At 68.1% G+C, this 22,598-nt stretch carries 21 protein-coding genes; 15 read left to right on the top strand and 6 right to left on the bottom strand.

Annotation, left to right across the window (positions count from 1 at the left end; all coding sequences use genetic code 11):
* The first annotated feature begins 80 nt into the window (after positions 1-80).
* Complete coding sequence (gene purL, locus METRZ18153_RS0112485) at positions 81-4,130, top strand: phosphoribosylformylglycinamidine synthase (protein WP_020165042.1); 4,050 nt, start codon at positions 81-83, stop codon at positions 4,128-4,130.
* Positions 4,131-4,195: 65 nt separating this feature from the next.
* On the opposite strand, the gene METRZ18153_RS0112480 is transcribed toward purL, so the two are convergent.
* Positions 4,196-5,101, bottom strand: a complete 906-nt coding sequence (locus tag METRZ18153_RS0112480) for a LysR family transcriptional regulator (RefSeq protein ID WP_020165041.1) — start codon at positions 5,099-5,101, stop codon at positions 4,196-4,198.
* A gap of 100 nt (positions 5,102-5,201) precedes the next feature.
* Here METRZ18153_RS0112480 and METRZ18153_RS0112475 point away from each other — a divergent pair, with 100 nt between their 5' ends.
* The 14 genes from METRZ18153_RS0112475 (at position 5,202) to METRZ18153_RS0112410 (ending at position 17,962) form a co-directional block, all read left to right on the top strand.
* A complete protein-coding gene (locus METRZ18153_RS0112475; RefSeq protein WP_020165040.1) occupies positions 5,202-6,212 on the top strand; it encodes a YeiH family protein in 1,011 nt (336 codons plus the stop codon).
* Positions 6,213-6,440: 228 nt separating this feature from the next.
* Positions 6,441-7,271: a sulfite exporter TauE/SafE family protein gene (locus METRZ18153_RS0112470; protein ID WP_020165039.1), complete on the top strand. Its 831-nt coding sequence runs from the start codon at positions 6,441-6,443 to the stop codon at positions 7,269-7,271.
* 127 nt (positions 7,272-7,398) lie between these two features.
* Positions 7,399-8,178 (top strand): GntR family transcriptional regulator, encoded by a 780-nt coding sequence (locus METRZ18153_RS0112465; protein ID WP_020165038.1) that lies wholly within the window; start codon positions 7,399-7,401, stop codon positions 8,176-8,178.
* A gap of 96 nt (positions 8,179-8,274) precedes the next feature.
* Positions 8,275-10,005 carry a fumarate reductase/succinate dehydrogenase flavoprotein subunit gene (locus tag METRZ18153_RS0112460; protein ID WP_020165037.1) on the top strand — a complete coding sequence of 577 codons (1,731 nt, stop codon included), beginning with the start codon at positions 8,275-8,277 and terminating at the stop codon, positions 10,003-10,005.
* 31 nt (positions 10,006-10,036) lie between these two features.
* Positions 10,037-10,270, top strand: coding sequence for a 4Fe-4S dicluster domain-containing protein (locus METRZ18153_RS0112455; RefSeq protein WP_019917845.1), 234 nt, complete (start codon positions 10,037-10,039; stop codon positions 10,268-10,270).
* A gap of 10 nt (positions 10,271-10,280) precedes the next feature.
* Positions 10,281-11,228, top strand: coding sequence for a HEAT repeat domain-containing protein (locus METRZ18153_RS0112450; RefSeq protein ID WP_020165036.1), 948 nt, complete (start codon positions 10,281-10,283; stop codon positions 11,226-11,228).
* A 10-nt stretch (positions 11,229-11,238) separates the two neighbouring features.
* Entirely contained in the window at positions 11,239-11,568 is a 330-nt protein-coding gene (fdxA, locus tag METRZ18153_RS0112445) for a ferredoxin FdxA (RefSeq protein ID WP_020165035.1), read from the top strand.
* 75 nt (positions 11,569-11,643) lie between these two features.
* Positions 11,644-13,086, top strand: coding sequence for an ABC transporter substrate-binding protein (locus tag METRZ18153_RS0112440; protein ID WP_029143736.1), 1,443 nt, complete (start codon positions 11,644-11,646; stop codon positions 13,084-13,086).
* Between the two features lie 3 nt (positions 13,087-13,089).
* Positions 13,090-14,058: an ABC transporter permease gene (locus tag METRZ18153_RS0112435; RefSeq protein WP_020165033.1), complete on the top strand. Its 969-nt coding sequence runs from the start codon at positions 13,090-13,092 to the stop codon at positions 14,056-14,058.
* Complete coding sequence (locus tag METRZ18153_RS0112430; protein WP_019917853.1) at positions 14,055-14,933, top strand: ABC transporter ATP-binding protein; 879 nt, start codon at positions 14,055-14,057, stop codon at positions 14,931-14,933. The genes METRZ18153_RS0112435 and METRZ18153_RS0112430 overlap by 4 nt, the downstream gene beginning before the upstream one ends.
* A complete protein-coding gene (locus tag METRZ18153_RS0112425; protein WP_020165032.1) occupies positions 14,930-15,226 on the top strand; it encodes a DUF971 domain-containing protein in 297 nt (98 codons plus the stop codon). The genes METRZ18153_RS0112430 and METRZ18153_RS0112425 overlap by 4 nt, the downstream gene beginning before the upstream one ends.
* Positions 15,223-15,972, top strand: coding sequence for an electron transfer flavoprotein subunit beta/FixA family protein (locus METRZ18153_RS0112420; protein ID WP_020165031.1), 750 nt, complete (start codon positions 15,223-15,225; stop codon positions 15,970-15,972). Before METRZ18153_RS0112425 ends, METRZ18153_RS0112420 begins: the two co-directional genes overlap by 4 nt.
* A gap of 11 nt (positions 15,973-15,983) precedes the next feature.
* Positions 15,984-16,955 (top strand): electron transfer flavoprotein subunit alpha/FixB family protein, encoded by a 972-nt coding sequence (locus METRZ18153_RS0112415; protein ID WP_020165030.1) that lies wholly within the window; start codon positions 15,984-15,986, stop codon positions 16,953-16,955.
* A 68-nt stretch (positions 16,956-17,023) separates the two neighbouring features.
* Positions 17,024-17,962 carry a GGDEF domain-containing response regulator gene (locus tag METRZ18153_RS0112410; protein ID WP_020165029.1) on the top strand — a complete coding sequence of 313 codons (939 nt, stop codon included), beginning with the start codon at positions 17,024-17,026 and terminating at the stop codon, positions 17,960-17,962.
* Positions 17,963-17,965: 3 nt separating this feature from the next.
* Here METRZ18153_RS0112410 and METRZ18153_RS0112405 read toward each other — a convergent pair whose 3' ends face one another.
* Genes METRZ18153_RS0112405 through METRZ18153_RS0112385 form a run of 5 tightly spaced genes read right to left on the bottom strand, consistent with a single transcriptional unit; the run spans position 17,966 to position 22,570 of the window.
* Positions 17,966-18,994 (bottom strand): ADP-ribosylglycohydrolase family protein, encoded by a 1,029-nt coding sequence (locus METRZ18153_RS0112405; protein ID WP_020165028.1) that lies wholly within the window; start codon positions 18,992-18,994, stop codon positions 17,966-17,968.
* A 36-nt stretch (positions 18,995-19,030) separates the two neighbouring features.
* Positions 19,031-19,816: a phosphatase PAP2 family protein gene (locus METRZ18153_RS0112400; RefSeq protein WP_020165027.1), complete on the bottom strand. Its 786-nt coding sequence runs from the start codon at positions 19,814-19,816 to the stop codon at positions 19,031-19,033.
* Between the two features lie 13 nt (positions 19,817-19,829).
* Complete coding sequence (locus METRZ18153_RS0112395) at positions 19,830-20,630, bottom strand: metallophosphoesterase family protein (protein WP_020165026.1); 801 nt, start codon at positions 20,628-20,630, stop codon at positions 19,830-19,832.
* A complete protein-coding gene (locus METRZ18153_RS0112390) occupies positions 20,627-21,580 on the bottom strand; it encodes a diacylglycerol/lipid kinase family protein (protein WP_020165025.1) in 954 nt (317 codons plus the stop codon). The genes METRZ18153_RS0112395 and METRZ18153_RS0112390 overlap by 4 nt, the downstream gene beginning before the upstream one ends.
* Before the next feature lie 57 nt (positions 21,581-21,637).
* Positions 21,638-22,570 carry a ketopantoate reductase family protein gene (locus METRZ18153_RS0112385; protein WP_020165024.1) on the bottom strand — a complete coding sequence of 311 codons (933 nt, stop codon included), beginning with the start codon at positions 22,568-22,570 and terminating at the stop codon, positions 21,638-21,640.
* Between the last annotated feature and the right edge of the window lie 28 nt (positions 22,571-22,598).

Genomic DNA, 22,598 nt, shown 5'->3' with positions numbered 1-22,598 from the left:
GGCAGCGGGCGGGGCGAACCCGTATAATCGGGTTTTATCCGCGCACACAGGTGCGCGGCCCACTTCCCCGCTGTCCTTTCATGGCCCATCTCCTCAAGCTCCGCGGCTCGCCCGCATACTCCGCCGCGCGTCTGGCGCGCCTGTCCGACGAATGCCGCACTGCGCTTCCCAAGCTGCGCGAGCTCACCGCCACCCAGTATTTCTTCGTTGAATGCACGGCGCAGCCGTCGGCCGACGAGTTGAACAAGCTGTGCGCGTTGCTCAATGCGCAGCCGGCAGCCGCCGTCGAGGGCGATGCCCTGCTGGTCACGCCGCGTCTGGGCACGATTTCGCCATGGTCGTCTAAGGCGACTGATATCGCCCGCAACTGCGGTTTGGACAGCGTGCAGCGCGTCGAACGCGGCGTGTTGTACGAGCTGGAGCTGGCTCGCGGCCTGCTGGGTGGTGGTCCCGACGATGCCGAACGCACAGCGCTGGCCGCCTTGCTGCACGACCGTATGACCGAATCGGTGCTCACCTCGCTCGACGACGCCGACGCGCTGTTCAGCCACGTCGCGCCGCGTCCGCTGGTCAGCGTATCGCTGGCCGACGGCCGCCGCTCGCTGGAGCGCGCCAACGCCGAACTGGGTCTGGCGCTGTCCGACGACGAAATCGATTACCTGCTCGACGCCTACACCAAGCTGGGCCGCGACCCGACCGACGTCGAGCTGATGATGTTCGCGCAGGCCAATTCCGAGCACTGCCGGCACAAGATATTCAACGCCAGCTGGAACATCGATTACGCGACGCAGGACATGAGTCTGTTCGGCATGATCCGCGAAACCCATCGCGCGACGCCACAGCACACCGTGGTCGCCTATTCGGACAACGCGGCGGTGATCGAGGGCGCCACCACGGCGCCGGTCGATCGCTTCTACCCGGATCGCAACGGCCGCTGGGGCTGGCATTCCGAACCGATGCACTTCCTGGCTAAGGTCGAGACGCATAATCACCCGACCGCGATTTCGCCCTTCCCTGGTGCCGCCACCGGCGCTGGCGGCGAAATCCGCGACGAAGGCGCGACCGGCCGTGGCGCGAAGCCCAAGGCCGGTCTGGCCGGCTTTTCGGTGTCCAACCTGAACATCCCCGGCTTCGAACAGCCTTGGGAGCGTGTCGACGGCGAGCTCTACGGCAAGCCGGAGCGCATCGCCTCTGCACTGCAGATCATGATTGACGGCCCGCTGGGTGCTGCCGCCTTCAACAACGAGTTCGGTCGCCCCAATCTGGCGGGCTATTTCCGCACCTTCGAACTGCCCTTCATGGGCGAGATGCGGGGTTATCACAAGCCCATCATGATCGCCGGCGGTATCGGCAACATCGCCGCGCGTGACGCGCTGAAGATCGAGTTCCCAGCTGGCACCAAGCTCATCGTGCTGGGCGGCCCGGCAATGCTGATCGGCCTGGGTGGGGGGGCTGCGTCGAGCATGACCACCGGCACCAATACCGCCGACCTCGACTTCGCGTCGGTACAGCGCGGCAACCCGGAAATCGAGCGCCGCGCGCAGGAAGTGATCGACCGCTGCTGGCAGATGCAGGAGGACAACCCCATCCTCGCCGTGCACGACGTCGGTGCCGGCGGCCTGTCGAACGCACTGCCCGAACTGGCGCACGGCGCCGGCCACGGTGCCTGGTTCGACCTGCGCGCCATCCACAGCGAAGAGTCGGGCATGAGTCCGGCCGAACTGTGGTGCAACGAATCGCAGGAGCGCTACGTACTGGCGATCGCGCCTGAGCGTATCGATGAATTCCGCGCGCTGTGCGAACGCGAGCGCTGCCCCTTCGCCGTGCTCGGCGAGGCGACGTCCGACGGCCAACTCACGGTGGCCGATCCGCTGTTCAACACGAAGCCGGTCGACATGTCGATGGACGTGCTGCTCGGCAAGCCGCCGAAGATGCACCGCACGGTGCAGCGCCGCCCGGCCTACGCGCCGCCGATGGACGTCGCCGGCTACGACCTGAAGGACGCCGCCTACCGCGTGCTGCGCATGCCGGCGGTGGCGAGCAAATCCTTCCTGATCACCATCGGTGACCGCTCGGTCGGCGGCCTGACCGCGCGCGACCAGTTCGTCGGCCCGTGGCAGGTGCCGGTGGCCGACGTCGCCGTCACCACCGAAAGCTTCACCGGCTATCGCGGCGAGGCGTTCGCGATGGGCGAACGCACGCCGGTCGCGCTGCTCAGCGGACCGGCGTCCGGCCGCATGGCGATCGGCGAGGCCATCACCAATCTGGTCGCCGCAGACGTGCGCAGCTTCGAGCGCATCAAGCTGTCGGCCAACTGGATGGCAGCGGCCGGCCACAAGGGCGAGGACGCCGCGCTGTTCGATACGGTGAAGGCGGTGGCGCTCGACTTCTGTCCGGCGCTGGGTCTGGCCATTCCGGTCGGCAAGGACAGCCTGTCGATGAAGACGCGCTGGAGCGAGGGCGAGGCGCAGAAGGAGGTGGTGTCGCCGCTGTCGCTGGTCATCACCGCCTTCGCCGGCGTTGAGGACGTGCGCAAGACGCTGACGCCGCAGCTGCTGATCGACCCCGAAGTCGATACCGAACTGCTGCTGCTCGACCTCGGCCAGATGAAGAACCGCCTCGGCGGTTCGGCGTTGGCGCAGGCCTACGGCGTGGTCGGCGAACACGCGCCCGATGCCGACGCAGTGCTGCTCGGCCGCTTCCTGCCGGCGATCAACCGGCTGCGCGACGCCGGCCTGGTGCTGGCCTACCACGACCGCTCGGACGGCGGCCTGTTCGCCACGCTGTGCGAAATGGCTTTCGCCTCTAAGGTGGGCCTGTCGATCAATCTCGACACGCTGGCCTACGATCCGCTGCTGGTCGACGTCGATTCGCTGGCCAAGAAGCCGGACGCGGTGCGCGGCCGCTTCAACGACCGCACCTTCACCGCGCTGTTCGCCGAAGAACTGGGCGCGGTGATCCAGATCCGCGTCGACCAGCGCTCGCAGGTGATGGACATCCTGCGCGAGGCGGGTCTTTCCGGCGTCACGCACGGCATCGGCAGCCCGAACGACCGCGACGAAATCCGTCTCTGGCACAACGCCAAGGTCATCTTCAGCGAGCCGCGCGCCGAGCTGCAGAAGGCGTGGACCGAAACCAGCCACCGCATCGCACTGCTGCGCGACGACGCCGACTGCGCGCGCGAAGAATTCGCGCTGCTCGACGACACCGCCGACAGCGGCCTGTTCGCGGCGCTCACCTTCGAGCCGCAGGAGGATGTTGCTGCGCCGTACATCGGAAGCGCCGGGCCGTCCCAAGCTTCCGATACCCCCTCGGGGGGCGGCGGGCGCTTGAGCCCGCCTGGGGGCCCACACATCAGCAAGGGCGTGCGGCCGCGCATCGCCATCCTGCGCGAGCAGGGCGTGAACGGTCAGGTCGAGATGGCTGCGGCCTTCGATCGCGCCGGCTTCGACGCGCAGGACGTGCACATGTCCGACCTGATGGCCGGCCGCATCAAGCTGGCCGACTTCAAGGGTCTGGCGGCCTGCGGCGGCTTTTCCTACGGTGATGTGCTCGGCGCCGGTTCCGGCTGGGCCAAGTCCATCCTGTTCCATCCGGAACTGCGCGACGCCTTCGCCGCCTATTTCGAACGCGAGGACACTTTCGCGCTGGGCGTGTGCAACGGCTGCCAGATGATGAGCCAGCTGCGCGACATCATCCCCGGCGCCACGCACTGGCCGCGCTTCGAGCGCAACCGCTCGGAGCAGTTCGAAGCGCGCTTCACCATGGTCGAAGTGGCGGATTCGCCGTCCATCCTGTTCCGCGGCATGTCCGGCTCCAAGCTGCCCATCGTCGTGTCGCACGGCGAAGGCCGCGCGGTGTTCGACGACGAACAGGCGCAGTCGCTGGCGCAGGTCGCGATGCGCTATATCGACCACGACGGCGCCATCGCCGAGCGCTACCCGCGCAACCCGAACGGCTCGCCGGCCGGCATCACCTCGGTCACCACCGACGACGGCCGCGTCACCATCCTGATGCCGCACCCGGAACGCGTGTTCCGCACGGTGCAGATGAGCTGGCATCCGGCGCACTGGGGCGAGGACAGCCCGTGGATGCGCATGTTCAGGAACGCGCGGGTGTGGGTGGGTTGATCCACGCGTCGATGCAGTGAAGAAGCCGGCCGCGAGCCGGCTTCTTCATTTCGGGCCTGTGATGCTCACTCGACGGCCGCGTCCGTGGCCGTGTGTGAGTCAGCGATCAGCGCCTCGAAGGCGAGGGCGGCGGGGCTGATCGGGCGCTCGGGCAGGCGGATGCGATAGAGCGTGCGCTGGATCGCGGCACCGCCCGGATGCAGCCGGCGGATGCGGCCGAGCGCCAGCTGGTCGCGCGCACAGATGCGCGGCACCATGCCCAGACCGCGGCCGGCGGCCACCGTCTGCACGATGGCTTCGTTGCTGCCCACCTCGATGGTGCGCGCCGGCGTCAGGCCCATCTCGTCGAGTACGCGGTCGGTGGCGGCACGGCTGCCGGAGCCGCGTTCGCGCACGATCCAGCTGTGGTCGACCAGATCGGCCGGCCGCAGCACGCCGCCGGTCGGCAGATCGGCGTCGCGCGGCGCGATGATGACCATTTCGTCGCGTCGCCAGATGCGGCGGTTCAGTCGCGCGTCGTCGACCTCGCCCTCGACCAGCGCCACATCGACCCGGCAATCGAGCAGCAGATCGGCGATCTGCCGCGTGTTGCCGCTGATCACCTGCAGCTCGACGTGCGGATGGCGGGCGTGGAAATCGACCAGGAAGGGCGGCAGCCAGTAGGTCGCAATGGTGGTGCTCGCACCTACGGTCAGACGCCCGCGTTCGAGCGAACTGTAGGCGCGGATGGTTTCGGTCGCCTCGCGTTCGAGCGCCAGGATGCTGCGCCCGTACTCATAGAGCGCCCGACCGGATTCGCTCGGCCGGAAGGTCTTGCCGCGGCGGTCCAGCAGCACCGTTTCGAGCTGGGATTCGAGCTCGCGCACCGCCTTCGATACGGCGGGCTGAGTGATGTCCAGCGCCTCCGCGGCACGCGAAAAGCTCTGGACTTCGACGACCTTCACGTAGATGCGCAGAAGATGCAGGTTCATGCATTACCCACGGTAATCGATCAGTGATTTGCATGATATAGAAGAATGAATGGCGCGCCGCTTACGCTGCACTCACTTTCCTGCAGCCCGCGACGCCTCCATGAATTCGACCACCGCCCTCACTGCTTCCAGCCTGCCGACCGGTCTTGTCGCGTCGGTGGCCGTTGCGGCTGCCGCGGCGGCGCTGTCGGCCGTGCCGGGCGTGTCGGCGCACGGTTTTGGCTGGCTGCCGCTGGCGGTGGCGCTGGGCATCGTGGTCGGCAATCTGTGGCCGGCGCTGCCGACGCGCGGCGCGGATGGATTCCGGCTGGCGCGCGGCACGCTGATGCGCGCCGGCATCGCGCTGTACGGTCTGCGCATCGGCATCGACGAACTGGGCAGCGTGGGCTGGAGCGGGCTGGCGATGGCGCTGGTCATCGTGCTCAGCACGCTGGCGCTGGCTCTCGCGCTGGGCCGTCGGCTCGGGCTCGACACCCAGGCGGCGGTGCTGATCGGCTGCGGCAGCGCGATCTGCGGTGCGGCGGCGGTGGCCGCGGCCGACAGCGTGATCGGCGCCCGCGCACGCCATGTGTCGGCGGCGGTGCTGGCGGTGGTCGTGTTCGGCACGCTGGGCATGTATCTGCTGCCGCTGCTGCGACCGCTCAGCGGTCTGGACGACTCCTCATTCGGCCTCTGGGTCGGCCTCTCGGTACACGAATTGGGCCATGTCGTCGCCGGCGCTGCCGCGGCCGGACCTGAGGCGGCGGCCAGCGCGCTGGTCGAGAAGATGATGCGCGTGATGCTGCTGGCGCCGGTGGTGATGCTGATCGCCGCCGGGCTGCGCGTGCCGGGCGCCACGTCGCTGCGCAGCCCGGGCGTGCCGCTCTTCCTGTATGGCTTTGTCGTGATGATGGCGCTCAACGCGTCGGGGCTGTTGCCGCTGTGGCTGCAGGCCGCCGGAGCGGAAGCCGCGCAGGCGCTGCTCGCGGTCGGTCTGGCGGCGCTCGGTGCCAACACCCGGCTGGCCGACATGGCGCATGCCGGCTGGCGCGTGTGGGCACTGGCCGCGCTGCTGTGGCTGTGGCTGCTGCTTGCCGGCTTCGGCCTGGTCAGCCTCGGAGCACTGGCATGAACGCACGCAAGCAGGGCGTCGCCGAGGCCGGCGCACCGTGCCGGGCTGTCGTGGTGCTGCACATGAACCGCCACGCACTGACGGAAGCCGCGACGGCAAAGGGTTTGACGACCGGCGCGTGGCGTGTGCGCGAACTGGTCCGGCTTTTGCTCGACATGACCTGTCATGACAGGTTGGGCGCGGACGCTGTCGAATTCGCAGGTGGTCCGTCCCGCCGGGGAGAACCGATTGGATGCTTCGCTGCTGAACACGCTGTGGCCGGACCGCGCGCTCGCGAGCTGGTCGGTGATCGCCGGCGCGGTGATCGCCGGCGGCGTGCTGCGCGGCATGACCGGCTTCGGCGCCGCGCTGCTGATGGCGCCGCTGCTCTCTACGGTGGCGTCGGCGCGCGACACGCTGTGCATCGTGACGCTGCTGAACGCGCTGCCGCTGACGCATGCACTGGCGCCGTCGGTGCGCCGGCTGGTCGATCACCGGGTGCTGCTGCCGATGCTGGGTGCTGCCTGTGCCGGCATTCCTCTCGGGCTGTGGCTGGTGAGCGTGCTGCCGGCGCGACTGTTCGGCCAGGTGATCGGCGTCGCGGTGATCGCCAGTGCGGCGGTGCTGCTGACCGGCGCCCGTCTGGTGCGTGGCCGCAGTCAGGCGGGCTCGATCTCTGCGGGTCTGTTCAGCGGCGTGCTGACCGGCTTCGGCGGGGTCGGCGGACCGCCGGCCATCCTCTATCTGTTGGGCGTCGAAACCGACAGTCACCGGGCGCGCGCGAGCTTCCTCGTCTATTTCGGATGTCTTTACCCGCTGGCGCTGATCGCCATCGTGCTGTCGGGCATGTTCGGCCTGTCGCTGCTGCTGCAGGGGCTTTTGCTGGCGCCGCTTTTTCACGGCGGCGGGCTCCTCGGCGAGCGGCTCTACCAGTGGCTGGACCCGCGTCATTTCCGTCGCGTCGTGCTGTGCCTGCTGATGGCGACCGGCGCGCTCGCAGCTTGGCCGGTGCATGCGCTCGCACTGGTGCAGGGCACTGTCGCGGTGCAGCAATGCGGTGCGTCCGACAGCCGGTGCTGAAGCGGTTGATCGTCGTAAACCGCAGTCAAATCAACGATTTCTGAACATGTTGTGCGGAGCGAAAAAATTGGCACTGACTTTGCATGACATGACCCGTCATAACAGGTTCTTGAACAGGAGCTCGAACATGGCACCCCACCGCAAGCAGATCGCGCCCCCGGGCGCGGCGGAGGTCGAGGACGCGCTGTCGCCGGTATCGCAGATGCCGCTGTACACGCAGATCCGCGAAATCCTGCGCCGGCGCATTCTCGACGGCAGCTACCCGCCGCATTCGCAGATGCCGTCGGAAAGCCAGATGATGTCGGCATTCGATGTCAGCCGCATCACGATACGGCAGGCACTGGGCGACCTGCAGAAGGAGGGGCTCATCTTCAAGGTGATGGGCAAGGGCAGCTTCGTTGCCAAGCCCAAGGCCTTCCAGAGCCTGTCGCGGCTGCAGGGTTTCGGCGAGGCGATGTCCACCTCCGGCTACGAAACCTACTCGCTGCTGCTCAGCGCGAAGCCGGTCGCCGCCAGTGCCGTGGTGGCGCAGCGGCTGCAGCTGAAGCCGGAGGCGCCGGTGTTCGAGATACAGCGCCTGCGTTACCTGAACCGCGAACCCATCTCGGTCGACGTGAGCTACTTCCCGCCGGACATCGGCGAGCGGCTGACGCAGGAAGACCTGGCCACGCGCGACATCTTCGTCATTCTCGAAAACGACCTCGGCCGCAACCTCACGCACGCCGACGTGCAGATCGAGGCGATCTCGGCCGACGAGTCGCTGGCCCGTCATCTCGACATCGCCGAGGCCTCGCCGCTGCTGCGCATCGAGCGCCTGACCTGGGCTGACGACCGGCCCATCGATTTCGAATTCCTCTACTACCGCGGCGATGCCTTCCAGTACCGCCTGCGCATAGACCGAAGTTGATCCACCGCTGGAAAGCAACGCAGGAATTCTTCGTTCGCAACGGCGCGCCACGGCGCGCCACGGCGCGACAGTGCAGCCCCAAATCAAGGAGAGAACATGAAACGCATCGACATGGAATTCGACCTCGTCGTCATCGGCGGTGGTACCGGCGGCCCGATGGCCGCAGTCAAGGCCAAGGAGAAGAACCCCAAGCTGCGCGTGCTGCTGATCGACAAGGCCAACGTGAAGCGCTCGGGCGCCATCTCGATGGGCATGGATGGTCTCAACAACGCCGTCATTCCCGGGCACGCGACGCCGGAGCAGTACGTCAAGGAAATCACCATCGCCAACGACGGCATCGTCGATCAGGAAGCGGTGATGGCCTACGCCGCCAACAGCTTCGACATGATCAACGAACTGGACCGCTGGGGCGTCAAGTTCGAGAAGGACGAAACCGGCGACTACGCGGTGCGCAAGGTGCATCACCTGGGCAGTTACGTGCTGCCGATGCCCGAAGGCCACCACATGAAGAAGATCCTCTACCGCCAGCTGAAGAAGGCGCGCGTCGAGGTGACCAACCGTGTCGTCGTCACCCGCGTGCTGACCGGCGAAAGCGGCGAGGTGGTCGCGGTGATGGGCTTCGACTGCCGCACCGCCGACGTCTACGTCATCCGCACCAAGGCGGCGGTGCTCAGCACCGGCGCGGCCGGCCGCATCGGACTGCCGGCTTCAGGCTACCTGATGGGTACCTACGAGAACCCGACCAACTGCGGCGACGGCCACGCGATGGCCTATCACGCCGGGGCCGACCTGGCCAACCTCGAGTGCTTCCAGATCAACCCGCTGATCAAGGACTACAACGGCCCGGCCTGTGCCTACGTGACGGGTCCGTTCGGCGGCTTCACCGCCAACTCCAAGGGCGAACGCTTCATCGAGTGCGACTACTGGAGCGGCCAGATGATGATGGAGTTCTACAACGAACTCGAAGGCGGCAACGGCCCGGTCTTCCTCAAGCTCGACCACCTCGCCGAAGAAACCATCAGCGAGATCGAGCACATCCTGCACACCAACGAACGTCCGAGCCGCGGCCGTTTCCACGAGAAGCGCGGAAACGACTACCGCAAGCAGATGGTCGAGATGCACATTTCGGAAATCGGCTTCTGCAGCGGCCACAGCGCCTCCGGCATCCACACCGACGCGCATGGCGCGACCTCGGTGCCCGGTCTGTACGCGGCCGGTGACTGCGCCAGCGTGCCGCACAACTACATGCTGGGCGCCTTCGTCTATGGCCGGCTGTGCGGCGAAAACGCGGCCGAGTACTGCGCCGGACACGGTCTGGGCGCGGTCGATGCCGGCGACGTCGCGGCGGAAGAGGCGCGCATCCTGGCGCCGCTCGGCCGCACCGACGGCCTCACACCCTTCCAGATCGAATACAAGACGCGCCGCCTGGTGAACGACTACCTGCAGCCGCCGAAGATCACCCGCAAGTACGAAATCGCGCTGCGCCGCTTCGACGAGATCCGCGAGGACACCGAAGCGATGTTCGCCGCCAACCCGCACGAGCTGATGCGCGCGATGGAAGCGCACTCCATCCTCGACTGCGCCGAAATGGCCGCGCGCGCTTCGCTGTTCCGCACCGAGAGCCGCTGGGGCCTCTACCACTACTTCGTCGATCACCCCGAGCGCGACGACGAAAACTGGTTCTGCCACACGCTGCTGAGCAAGGGCGAGGACGGCCGCATGCAGATGCGCAAGAAGCCGATCGAGCCCTACATCGTGCCGATCGACGACGAGGAGCGCAGCGCCTACCAGCGCCTGCGCGTCGCCCGCAACGCCGAAGCCGCCTGATTCCACCGACACATCCATCAAGGAGTTCGCCATGACCATAGCTGCTACGCCGACCCAGGTGCCGGTGAGTGTCGATAACGACAAATGCATCGCCGAGAAAGGCTGCACCGTGTGCGTCGATGTATGCCCGCTCGACGTGCTGGCCATCGACATGCTCACCAAGAAGGCCTTCATGAAGTTCGACGAGTGCTGGTACTGCCTGCCGTGCGAGACCGACTGCCCGACCGGTGCGGTCAGCGTGTCGATTCCCTACCTGCTGCGCTGAGGAGCCGACGATGGATACCCTGACCTGTTCCATTGTCGAGCGGCTCACCAGCCCCGACGCCGAAGTGCGCCGGCTGGCGGTGATCGACCTGCCCTACGGCGACGAGGACGACATCGTGCCGCTGCTGCTGCCGCGGCTGAAGGACGCCGACGCCACCGTGCGGACCGAAGCGGTGCGCGCGCTCGAAGGTTACGAGGACGCCGAGGTGGTCGAGGCGCTGGCGCCGATGCTGCTCGACGCCGACCCGGCGGTGCGGGCGGCCGCCGGCGAGGTGCTGTCGGAACTGAAGGAGAGCGCTTCCGCCGCGCCGCTGATTCCCTTCCTCAGCGGCCACACGGCCGAAGTGCGCATGCTGGCGTTGCGCGCGGTGCGCGCGCTGCGGGTCGATGCCGCCTTCGCACCGGCGATGGAGGCGCTGAAGGACAGCGACGCCGCGGTGCGCCGCGAGGCGGTGGGCGTGCTCGGTTATCTGCGCAAGGCGGAGGCGGTCGGCGCGCTGGCCGAGATCGCCGCCCGCGACCCGGACCCGGAAGTGCGGCGCATCGCCATCGGCGCCATCGGCTATTCGAGCGAGGTGAGCGTGCTGCCGTCGCTGACCCGCGCGCTGACCGATGTCGCCTGGATGGTGCGCGACGAGGCGGCGCAGACGCTGGGCAAGCTGCGGCTCGCGCTGGCGGTGCCCGACCTGATCCGGGCGATGCAGGACGACTACTGGCAGGTGCGCGTCAAGGCGGCGCGCAGCCTCGGTCTGCTGAAGGCGGCGGCGGCACTGCCGGCGCTGGTCGAAGCGCTGGCCCATCCGATAGGCAACCTGCGCAAGGAAGCGGCCATCGCGCTGGGCGAACTGGCCGATCCGCGCGCCATCCCGGCGCTGGAAAAGGCGCTCGATGACGCCGACCCGGACGTGCGCAAGCTGTCCCGCCTCGCGCTGACCGCCATTTCGCTGGCCCAGAAATAGGGAGAACACCATGACCTTCGTCGTCACCGAAGCCTGCGTGCGCTGCAAGTACACCGACTGCGTGTCGGTCTGTCCGGTCGAGTGCTTCCACGAGGGGCCGGAGTTTCTGGTCATCGACCCGGCGGCCTGCATCGACTGCGGCGTCTGCGTACCGGAGTGCCCGGCCGAAGCCATCTTCGCCGAAGAGGACCTGCCGGCCGACCAGGTCGAGTTCGTCGCCATCAATGCCCGACTCGCCAACGAATGGCCACTGATCACCGCGGCGCGCGATCCGCTGCCCGACGCGGACGAGTGGGCCAACGTGAAGGACAAGAAACACTACCTGTTCGAGAGCGCCTGAGCGCCGGCCACCCACACAGCAAGCACGCAGCAAATCTTCGATTCATTCATTGAACTGACAGGAAGAGGTGAAGCCATGAACGTTATGAAGAAGACCCTGGGTCGCGTAACCGGCACGACCCGCGCACTGCTGCTCGGCGCAGCCCTTGGCTGCTGTGCCACCGGCGCACTGGCTGAGGTCGTCACCGTCGGCATCGGCACGCAGAACACCACCACCAACACGGTGACCGGCGGCATCGTGATCAAGGAACTGGGTCTGCTGGAGAAGCACCTGCCGAAGACCGGCAAGTACAAGGACATCCAGTTCAAGTTCGAGTGGCAGAACTTCACCTCCGGCCCGCCGGTGACCAACGGCATGGTGGCAAACACGCTGCAGATCGGCATGATGGGCGACTACCCGCTGCTGGTGAATGGCGCCACCTTCCAGGCCAGCCCGGAAACGAAGAGCCGGCTGATCGCACTGATTGCCTACAACGCCGACGGCGCCGGCAACGGCATCGTGGTGCACAAGGATTCGCCCTACTACCAGCTGTCCGACCTGAAGGGCAAGAAGGTGTCGGTGCCCTTCGGCTCGGCCGCGCACGGCATGCTGCTGAAGGCGATGGAGGACAAGGGCTGGAAGAGCGATGTCTGGGAGCTGTCGAGCCAGAGCCCGGAAGTCGGCACCTCCAGCCTGCAGGAGAAGCGCATCGATGGCCACGCCGACTTCGTGCCCTTCGCCGAGCTGCTGCCCTACCGCGGTTTCGCGCGCAAGATTTTCGACGGCGTCGAAACCAAGGTGCCCACCTTCCACGGCGTCGTCGTGCGCGAGGACTTCGCGAAGAAATATCCGGAGTTCGTCGTCGCCTACATCAAGGCGCTGATGGAGGCGAACGACTGGGTGCGCAAGAACCCGGTCGAGGCGGCGACCAAGATCGAGGAATGGACGCGGGTCGAGAAGGAAGTGGCCTACATGTTCCTCGGCCCGGGCGGCGTGCATACGCTGGACCCGACCATCAAGCCGAAGTGGGTCGAGACGGTGAAGTACGACCACGGCGTGCTGCAGCGCATGGGCCGGGTGAAGGAGTTCGACGCCGACGCCTGGGTGGACGAGTCCTACCTGATGCAGGCCTACAAGGAACTGGGGCTGGATTACGCCAAGCAGAAGGCGAGCTTCGCCAGCTACGAAATTTCGGGGACCGACCCGTTGTGCGGCGGCAGCATCGACAAGCCGCGCGAAGCCGGCGAGGTGTGGATCGAAGGCGGCGCGCTGACTGCCTACAAATCGGCCGAATGCACGCTGGCCGCGGTCAATGCGGCGACCAAGGCGGGCAAGAAGGTCGGCGTGGCCTTCGTGTTCGACCAGAGCTTCAAGATCAAGCTGTTCGCCGACAAGGCCTTCTACTCGCTGGGCGGCAAGGGCGGTGCGGCCATCACGCCCTTCCTGCTGAAGAAGGACGCCGAGGCGCACGCCGCCGCCCATGGCGGAAAGCTCGGCAGCTACGCCGACGCACTTGCCGTCGCCACCGTGAGGAAATGAGCCATGTCGACCGTCATGAGGATGCACTCGATCGATGACGCCGCCCCGCCGGACGCCGTGCCGGCCGACGCACCGGCGCCGGTGCGCGCGGTGGCGCCGGTCGCGGTGCCCGGCGGGGCGCCTGCCGCCCCGGCTGCCGCCGCACCGCTCCGGCTGACCCCGGCGCAGCGGCTGGGGCGCACGCTGCGCCGCGAACTGCCGACCTGGGCGCTGGGGGCGCTGTCCATCGTGCTGCTGATCGGCTTCTGGCACCTGGCTACCACCTATCGCTGGGTGTTCTACATCCGCTTCACCAACGTGCCCGGTCCGGTCGAGGTGTTCGGCGAGGCGATGAACCTGTTCGGCAACAAGGGCTTCACGACGCACGTGATGCTGAGCCTGCGCCGCATCATGCTGGGCTTCGCCATCGCCACCGTGCTCGGCGTGACGCTGGGGCTGCTGATCGGTCGTTACCGCCACGTGCGCAGCCTGCTGTTCCCGGCGATGGAGATCCTGCGTCCGATCCCGGCCATCGCCTGGGTGCCGATCTCCATCATGCTGTGGCCGACCACCGAAACCAGCATCGTGTTCATCACCTTCATCGGCGCCTTCTTCCCCATCCTGCTCAACACCGTGCATGGCGTGGCGACGATGGATGCGGTGCTGGTGCGGGCGGCGCGCTGTCTCGGGGCCACCGAGTTCGCGCTGATGACGCAGGTGGTGCTGCGCGGCGCCATGCCGCACATCTTCACCGGTCTGGCGGTGGGCATGGGCGTGGCCTGGGTGTCGCTGATCGCCGCGGAAATGATTTCCGGTCAGTACGGCGTCGGCTACTTCACCTGGGAGGCGTACTCGCTGATCGAGTACTCGAACATCGTCATCGGCATGCTGGTGATCGGGGTACTCGGACTGGCCTGCAGCGGTGTCATCCGCCTGCTCGGCCGCGTGCTGATGCCCTGGCAGGCCAGCAGTGGAAAGGAGAACTCGCGATGAATGCATCGACCGTACAGACCCGATCGGCCACCGGCCACATCGACATCCGCGACGTGAACATCCGTTTCACGCAGAACGGCGTGCCCTTCGACGCGGTGAAGAACGTGTCGCTGGACGTGAAGCCGGGCGAGTTCGTGTCCATCGTCGGACCGTCCGGCTGCGGCAAATCGACGCTGCTGAACATCGTCGCCGGCTTCCTGCGTGCCGATGAGGGCACGGTGACGGTCGATGGCCGTGCGGTGACAGCGCCGGGTGCCGACCGCGGCGTGGTGTTCCAGCAGTACTCGCTGTTTCCCTGGCTCAGCGTGCGGCAGAACGTCGAGTTCGGCCTGAAGATGCAGGGCGTGAGCCGCAGCACGCGCGAAGTGAAGGCGCGCACGCTGCTCGGCCTGGCCGGCCTGCTGTCCTTCGAGAATCACTATCCGGACCAGCTTTCCGGCGGCATGAAGCAGCGCGTCGGCATCGTCCGCGCGCTCGCCACCAGCCCGCAGGTGATGCTGATGGACGAGCCCTTCGGCGCGCTCGATTCGCAGACCCGCGTGGTGATGCAGGAAATCCTGACCAATATGTGGCAGCAGCTGCAGCTGTCGGTGCTGTTCATCACGCACGACATCGAGGAAGCCATCTTCCTGTCCGACAAGATCTACGTGATGACCGCGCGCCCCGGCCGCATCAAGGCGGAAATCCCGGTGCCGCTGCCGCGTCCGCGCACGCCCGACATGACTTCGTCGCCCACCTTCCTCGCGCTGCACCGCCAGTTGAAGGCGCTCATCCGCGAGGAAAGCCTCGCGGCGATGGGCGGCGAACTGAAGGAGGGCGGACTGGCCGGGCACGACTGGCATGTCGGCGCCGAAGGCGTGGGAGCGATGCTGTGAATGCGCTGCCGCGGTCGGTCACCGTGCACAGCGCCTCGCGGCTGCTGCGCATCGAATGGGACGACGGCAGCGAGAGCGCATTGCCGCACGCGCTGCTGCGCGCCCGCTGCCGTTGCGCCTTCTGCACCAAGGCGGCGCGCGCCGGCGCCGCGGCGCCGGATTGCAGCGGTGTCGTGCTGACCGAGGCGCACGCGATGGCGGACGCCGGCCTGAACCTCGTGTTCTCCGACGGCCACCGGCGCGGCATCTATCCGTGGGCCTATCTGCGCGAGCTGGAGGAGGGCGAGTCATGAAGGTGCTGGTGGCGGTGAAGCGGGTGGTCGATCACAACGTGAAAGTGCGCGTGCTGGCCGACGGCAGCGATGTCGACATCGGCAGCGCCAAGCGGGCGATGAACCCGTTCGACGAGATCGCGGTGGAAGAGGCGGTACGACTGAAGGAGGCCGGCGTCGCCAGCGAGGTGGTGGTCGTGTCCTGCGGCGTCGCCGCCTGTCAGGACACGCTGCGCAGCGCGCTCGCGATGGGGGCGGATCGTGCCGTGCTGGTCGAGACCGCGGCCGAACTGCAGCCGCTGGCCGTGGCTCGCCTGCTGCACGCGCTGTGTGAGCGAGAGCAGCCGCAACTGGTGATCTGCGGCAAGCAGGCGATCGACGACGACGCCGGTCAGACCGGCCAGATGCTGGCCGCGCTGCTCGACTGGCCGCAGGCGACGAACGCGTCGAAGTTGCTGCCCGGTGACGGCCACGTCGAAGTGACGCGCGAGATCGACGGTGGCAGCGAAGTGCTGGCGCTGACGCTGCCTGCGGTGCTCACCACCGACCTGCGCCTGAACGAGCCGCGCTTCGTGTCGCTGCCCAATCTGATGAAGGCGAAGAAGAAGCCGGTCGACAGCGTGACGCCCGAGGCGCTCGGTGTCGATGTCGCGCCACGCCTGCGCACGCTGCGGATGGCGCCGCCGCCGGCGCGCACACCGGGCGTGCGCGTAGCCAGCGTGGCCCAGTTGATGGAACGCCTGCGCGCCGAGGCGCAGGTGATCTGAGGAGAGACGCGATGAGAACCCTGGTGATTGCCGAGCACGACAACGCCGAGCTGCACCCGGTCACGCTGCATGCAGTGACGGCGGCGCTGCAGTTCGGTGGCGAGATCGATCTGCTGGTGGCCGGTCATGACTGCGCCGCCGTGGCCGGACCGGCGCGCCGGATCGCCGGCGTCGCCCGCGTACTGCACGCCGAAGCCACGCACTACGCCGATCAGCTGGCCGAGCCGCTGGCCGAACTGCTGCGCTCGGTGCTCGCCGATGCGGCAGGTCACTACACGCACGTGGTCGCCGCGGCCGGCGGCTTTGCCCGCAACCTGCTGCCGCGGGTGGCTGCGCGGCTGGGTGTGGCGCCGGTCACCGACGTCGTGCGCATCGAATCGCCCGATACCTTCGTACGCCCGATCTACGCAGGCAACGTGCTCGTCACCGTGCAGTCGCTCGATGCGCTGAAGGTGCTCACCGTGCGCGCGACCGCCTTTGCCGCGGCGCCAACCGGCGGCGACTGCCCCGTGCTGCCGCTGCCGGCCGCCGCCGATCCGGCCCGCTCGCGCCTGGTGGCGCGCCAGCGGGTGCAGGGCGGGCGCCCGGATCTGGGCAGCGCGCGCGTCGTGGTGTCAGGCGGTCGTGCATTGGGCAGCGCCGACAACTTCCGCCGTCTGCTCGAACCGCTGGCCGATACCTTGAACGCCGCCCTCGGCGCCAGCCGCGCCGCGGTCGACGCCGGCTTCGTCGGTAACGACAGCCAGGTCGGCCAGACCGGCCGCGTGGTCGCGCCCGAGCTGTACATCGCGGTGGGCATTTCCGGCGCCATCCAGCACGTGGCGGGCATGAAGGATTCACGCGTCATCGTCGCCATCAACCGGGACGCCGACGCGCCCATCTTCGGCATCGCCGACTATGGGCTGGTGGCGGACATCTTCGAGGCGGTACCGGCGCTGACGCAGGCGCTGGCCGGGGGCGGCGAGGGTAATTTTTCCTCCTAAAGCGCCGGGCGGCGTAGCCGAAATAGTGTTCACAACGAGAAAAAGAAATCGGCTTCTCCGGGGAACACATGAAGATATTGCTGGTTGAGGACAGTCGCGCCATGGCGGCTGTCATGTCGGTGCGGCTCGCGTCGTTCGGCTACGAGGTGACGGTGGCCGAGCACGGCGAGGCCGCGGTGGCGCAGTTCGCGCAGCTCGCGCCCGACCTCATCCTGATGGATATCGAGATGCCGGTGATGAACGGCTTCGAGGCGACTGCGCGCATCCGTGCGATCGAAGCGACGCAGGACTGGGCGTGGACGCCCATCCTCTTCCTCACCGCGTCCGACACGCAGGAAAACCTGATCACCGCGATCGAGGCCGGCGGCGACGACTTCATCGTCAAGTCGGTGCCGGAAGCGGTGCTGCAGGCGAAGATGAAGGCGATGACCCGCATCGCCGCGCTGAGGAAGCGCCTGTCGGTCGCCAACCGGCTGCTGAAGGAACAGGCCAGCCGCGACGGACTGACCGGTCTGAGCAACCGACGGCACATGGACCTGACGCTGGATCTGGCGTGGAGCGAGGCACGCGAGAGTGGACGCCCCTTCGCGCTGCTGATGCTCGACATCGACCACTTCAAGAAATACAACGACCACTACGGCCATCTGGCCGGCGACGACTGCCTGCGCGCGGTCGCGCAGGCACTGTCGGGCGTGGTCGAGCGCTTCAACGCTGAACGCCTTACCGAGGGCGCTTTCGCCGCCCGCTACGGCGGCGAGGAATTTGCGGTGCTGATGCCGGTGGCCAGCAAGCCGGTGTATGAGCGCATCGCCGAAACGGTGATCGCCGAAGTGCGCGGACTGGCCATTCCGCACGAGCGCAACGCCGACTGGGGCGTGGTGACGACGTCGGTCGGCGGCGCCTTCATCGATGCTGCCGACGACGAACTGATGCACGTGTTCCGCACCGCTGACGAGCGTCTCTACGCAGCCAAGGAAGCCGGACGCAATCGCGCCGTCCTGGCCTGAAGCTCAGCTCACACGGGCGCGCAACGCCTCCAGCAGCCGCCGGCAGTCAGCGGCGGCGTAAAGGCCGCTTACCCATTCCGCCGGCAGCGCAGGCATGCCGTTCGCTGCACCGAGCAGCGTGCCGAGCACGACCCCGCGATGGCAGTTGTCGCCACCCATCCGCACGTTGGCGAGCAGTCCGTCGCGCGGCGTGCCGCCGTACTTCACCGCCAGATGCAGCGTCGCCGGCAGCGCGTCCTTCAGATAGCAGGCCGGGCTGAACTGCCGCCCGATCACGTCGTCGTCCGCGCGCGTCGCCGCCCAGTCGCGGTAAGGGAACGCGAGCGCCGGGTGGCCGGCGGGTTCGGCGCGCGACAGCGCGTCGTCGATCGTCGCGCCGTGCAGCAGATGGAAGGCGAGGTCGGCATACAGCGCCGCCGCAGCGGCCATCTCCTCGCCCTTGTGCGTCAGGTCGACATGCTGGATTACCGCATCGCGCAGCGCATCGCGGTCGTCGGCGTGGAACAGGATGAGCGGCGCCAGCGTGGCCAGCCCGCCGATGTGGATGTCCACGCTGCCGCAGTCGTCGATCTCCAACCCCTTGCCGTAGTTGCGGAAGAAGGCGCGGTGGCATTCCTCGACATAGGTGTCGCCGTGCATGCCCGGTGTCAGCATGAAATCGGTGTAGCGGTGCGCGTAGTCGTCGCGGTCATAGCGCCCGCAGGCCAGCAGTGACTCGGCCAGCAATATGGCGAGGCGCACGTTCAGCGTGTTCTCGCCGGCGTGCAGGAACTGGTGGTAGTGGATGTCGCGCGGGCCGCTCCACCAGCGAGCCTGCTCGTGCAGGATGTCGTCGGTGCTGCCGGTGCAGGTGTACTCGCTGCGCCACAGGAAGCTGTCCGGGTGCGGGTTGTGCGGCGGCAGATAGGTGGTGATGTCGCCGTAGTCCTCGGCGATGCGGTTGCGCGTGTAGTACCAGTGCACCGGCATCGCCAGCGCGTCGCCGATGAAACCGCCCCACCAGGCGGCGTCGAAGCGGGAAGTGTCGATCATGCGGGGTCTCCGGGGCAGCAGGGCGGGAGCATCTTTTCACGGCACGCGTCGGCGCAGCAACTCGGACAGCGTGATGCACAGCGTCAGCCAGGCCGCGCCGGACGCCATGCCGGCCAGCACGTCGCTGGCGAAATGCACCTGCAGCACGACCCGGCTCACCGCCGTGGTGAGGGCGATGGCCACCGCCGCGAGTACCACCGGCAGGTGCCAGCGCGACGGCAGCAGCCGCAGCAACACGTAGGCGGCGATGCCCCAGGCGGCCACCGTGCCGGATGCATGGCCGCTCGGAAAACTCCAGCTGGTTTCGATCGTGAAGCCGTGGTCGTGCACCGGCCGCACACGCTCGAACAGCGCCTTCAGCGACACGTTGAGCAGCGAGTTGCCGGCGATGGCCGCTGCCCAGGTGGCAGCCAGCACGAGGTGTCGCCGCCAGGCCAGCAGCAGCGTGCCGCCGATGCCGAGCGCGGTGAGCGTCGCCGTGTCGCCGAAATGGGTCAGGCGCGCGAACACGCGCAGCGTGTCCGCCGGCTGCGTGGCGCTCAGCGCGGTGACCAGCGCATCGTCGAATTCGGTCAGCGCGTGACCGCTGCTCATGGCTGCCGCAATCAGGGCAAAGGCGCTGCTCGCGATGCCGACGCCCAGCGCCCCGGCGCTGGCGATGCGCGCTGCCGATGCCGCGCCGCCCGGGCGCAGCCGGCGCCAGGACAGCAGCGTCGAGGCGGCGAGTGCCAGTGCGCCGGCGAGCAGCGCGAAATAGAGCGGCAGCAGGTTGGCGGCGACCGCTTCGGCCAGCAGTGCAGGCGTGCTCAGAGAGGCGTGCATGGGTGTGCGAGCGTCAGTTGCCGAGCGGCAGCGCACTGAGCGCTGCCATTTCGAACTCGCCGGCGGTGCTGCGGTAGTCCCAGCGTTCGACCGTACAGATCGGGCGCCCCGCGTGCGTGCGGCGACGGATCAGATTGACCGAATTGCCGGCGTCGCGGCGCGTGCGGCTCGATACCGCGGTGCCTGCCTGCACCGCCCAGCCGGCGCGTCCGCTGCCGTCGAGCGGGCGCACGAAGGGCAGGTGGATGTGTCCGCCCAGCACCAGATCCACCCCGGCCTCCAGCCAGCGCCGCAGCGCTTCGGCATGACCGTGCACACGGTTGTGCCGCTCGCTGGCGCGGGTGACCGCCACCGGGTGGTGCAGCGCGACCACGCGCAGCACGCCCGCCGGTGCCTGTTCCAGCCAGCCGGCTGCGCGCTCGATCTGTGCCGCCGACAGCTGGCCGTCGACATGACGCAGCCGCCGGGTGCTGTCGAGACCGACCAGGCGCAGGCCGTCGGCGTCGAGCACGGCGTCGTGCGCCCGCCCGAAGGCGCGGCGGTAGTCGAGATAGGGGGCGAACAGGCGTGCCGGCAGGTTGAACAGCGGAATGTCGTGGTTGCCCGGCAACACCATCCGTTGCGCGATCTGCAGGCTGTCGGCGAAAGCGCGCGCGGCGGCGAACTGCGCGCGCCGTGCGCGCTGCGTGATGTCGCCGCTCAGCAGCAGCACCTGTGGGCGCTGCGCGTGTGCAAGCCGGCGCAGCGCGTCGCATACCTGCGGACGCTCGGTGCCGAAATGGGTGTCCGATATCTGCAGCAGCAGTGCGCTCATCCGTCCGCACCGTCGGCCGGGACGATCAGCGGCAGCGCATCGGGAATGACGCGGAACTCGAGCGGTGTGCGCATCCAGCCGACCTCGCCGTCGGTGGCGACCTTGATGCGTCCGCCGCGCCGGCCGCGCCGCAACACGCTGAGGCGCAGCGTTTCGAAGCTGAAGCTCTGCACCTCGTCGGCGTCGCCCAGCCGGCCAAAGGCGCCGCGCGCCAGCAGCCACAGCATGGCCAGCCGGCCGGTCGGGCGCAGCGCCAGCGCGGCCAGCCGGCCTTCGTCCAGCGCCGTCGCTTCGTCGACGCCTATCCGTTCGAGCTGCAGCCGGTTGTTGCCGACGAACAGCGTCGAGGTGTGCAGCGTGCGCAGCCGGCCGGCGTGTTCCATTTCCAGCGTCATCCGGCGATGTCCGCGCAGCAGTGTGGCCAGGCCCGCCCACAGCGCGATGATGCGGCTGCGACCGAACTGCTGCTTCCATTCCTCGCGGTTCTCCAGCAGCGCCGGATAGAGGCCGAGGCTGGCGTTGACCAGGAAGATGTGCTCGTTCACCCAGCCGACCTGTACGCGTCTTATGCGACCGGTCAGCAGCATGCGCGTCGCCTCCGCGGTATCCGCCGGAATGCCGTACTCGCGCGAGAAGTAATTGAAGGTGCCCTGCGGCAGCACGCCGAATGCAACGCCGCTGCCGACCACCACCTGCGCCACCGCGTTGATCGTGCCGTCGCCGCCGGCGGCGACCACGATGCCTTTCTGGATACGCGCCTCCTGCACCGCCTGCCAGGCGACCGTGTGCAGCCGGCGCGCGTCCTCGACGTAAAGGATGCGGTGCGCGCGACCGACGCCGGACAGCACCGATTCGATGGTTTCGCGCGTGCGCTCGGCGTCGCTGCTGCCGGAACCGGCATTGAGCACGATGAACAGCGGTGCGTCGGCGGAAGGAGAGGACTGGGGCATCGGAGAGGGAGAGAAGGTGACGGACCGGCTGCATCTTAGGCAGGCGGCGTCCGGCGATCAGCCGGACGATTCCGACAGCCGTGCCCGCGTCGCCTCGTAAGCCTGCAGGTGCGAGCAGGCCAGATCGAGCTTGGGCACCGACACCGACTGTGCGTCGGCACGCCTGCACAGGTCGCCGAGAATGTGATCGGCTTCGGTGCGTGCGCCGCGCAGCACGTCGCGCAGCATCGAGGCGGTGAGGGTCGAGCCGGCCTCGGTCAGCTGTGCGCGGTAGCCGGTCATGCGCTGCGCGGCCGGCGCGCGGCCGCAGGCGGTGGCGACTGCAGCACCTTCCTCCAGCATGCCTTCGATCAGCGCGCGGCCGGCGCGCGTGTCGAGGATGTCGCCGATCGAGGCGCGCATCAGGCAGGTGGCGCCGGCCAGCGTGGCGATGAATACCAGCTTGTCCCACATGTCCTGCTCGATGTCGGCCGACACCGAGTAGTCGGGCGAGATGCCGGAAAGCACGGCGCCCAGCGCCTCGATGGCTGCCGACTGCGCCGCGTGGCGGGCGCCGATGATGAGGCGCTGGCTGGCGTTCAGATGACGGATGCCGCCGCTCTCGTCCAGCGTCAGTGCCAGGTGGGCGACGCCGCCCGCCACCCGCTCGCGGCCAAAGCGCGCGTCAAGAAGATCGAGGTGGGCGATGCCGTTGAGCAGCGGCAGCACGACGGTCTGCGGCCCGACCGCCGGTGCGATGGCGTCGAGTGCGGACGTCAGGTCGTAGGCCTTGCACGACAGCAGCACCAGGTCGAACGGGGAGTCGACGGCGGTCAGAAGATCCGGCGTCAGCTGCAGGTCGCCGAAGGGGCTCCACACGCGCAGCCGGTGTTCGCGCAGATGTTCGGCGCGCGCCGGCCGCACGAGGAAGGTGATGTCGGCACCGGCCTGCTGCAGTCGGGCACCGAAGTAGCCGCCAATGCCACCGGCACCCAGTATCAGTATGCGCATCGTTGTCACTCCAGAACGGGGCGCTACA

The sequence above is a fragment of the Methyloversatilis discipulorum genome (assembly GCF_000385375.1).
In the GTDB taxonomy this organism is placed as follows: domain Bacteria; phylum Pseudomonadota; class Gammaproteobacteria; order Burkholderiales; family Rhodocyclaceae; genus Methyloversatilis; species Methyloversatilis discipulorum_A.
This window is presented reverse-complemented; position numbering and strand designations above follow the sequence as displayed.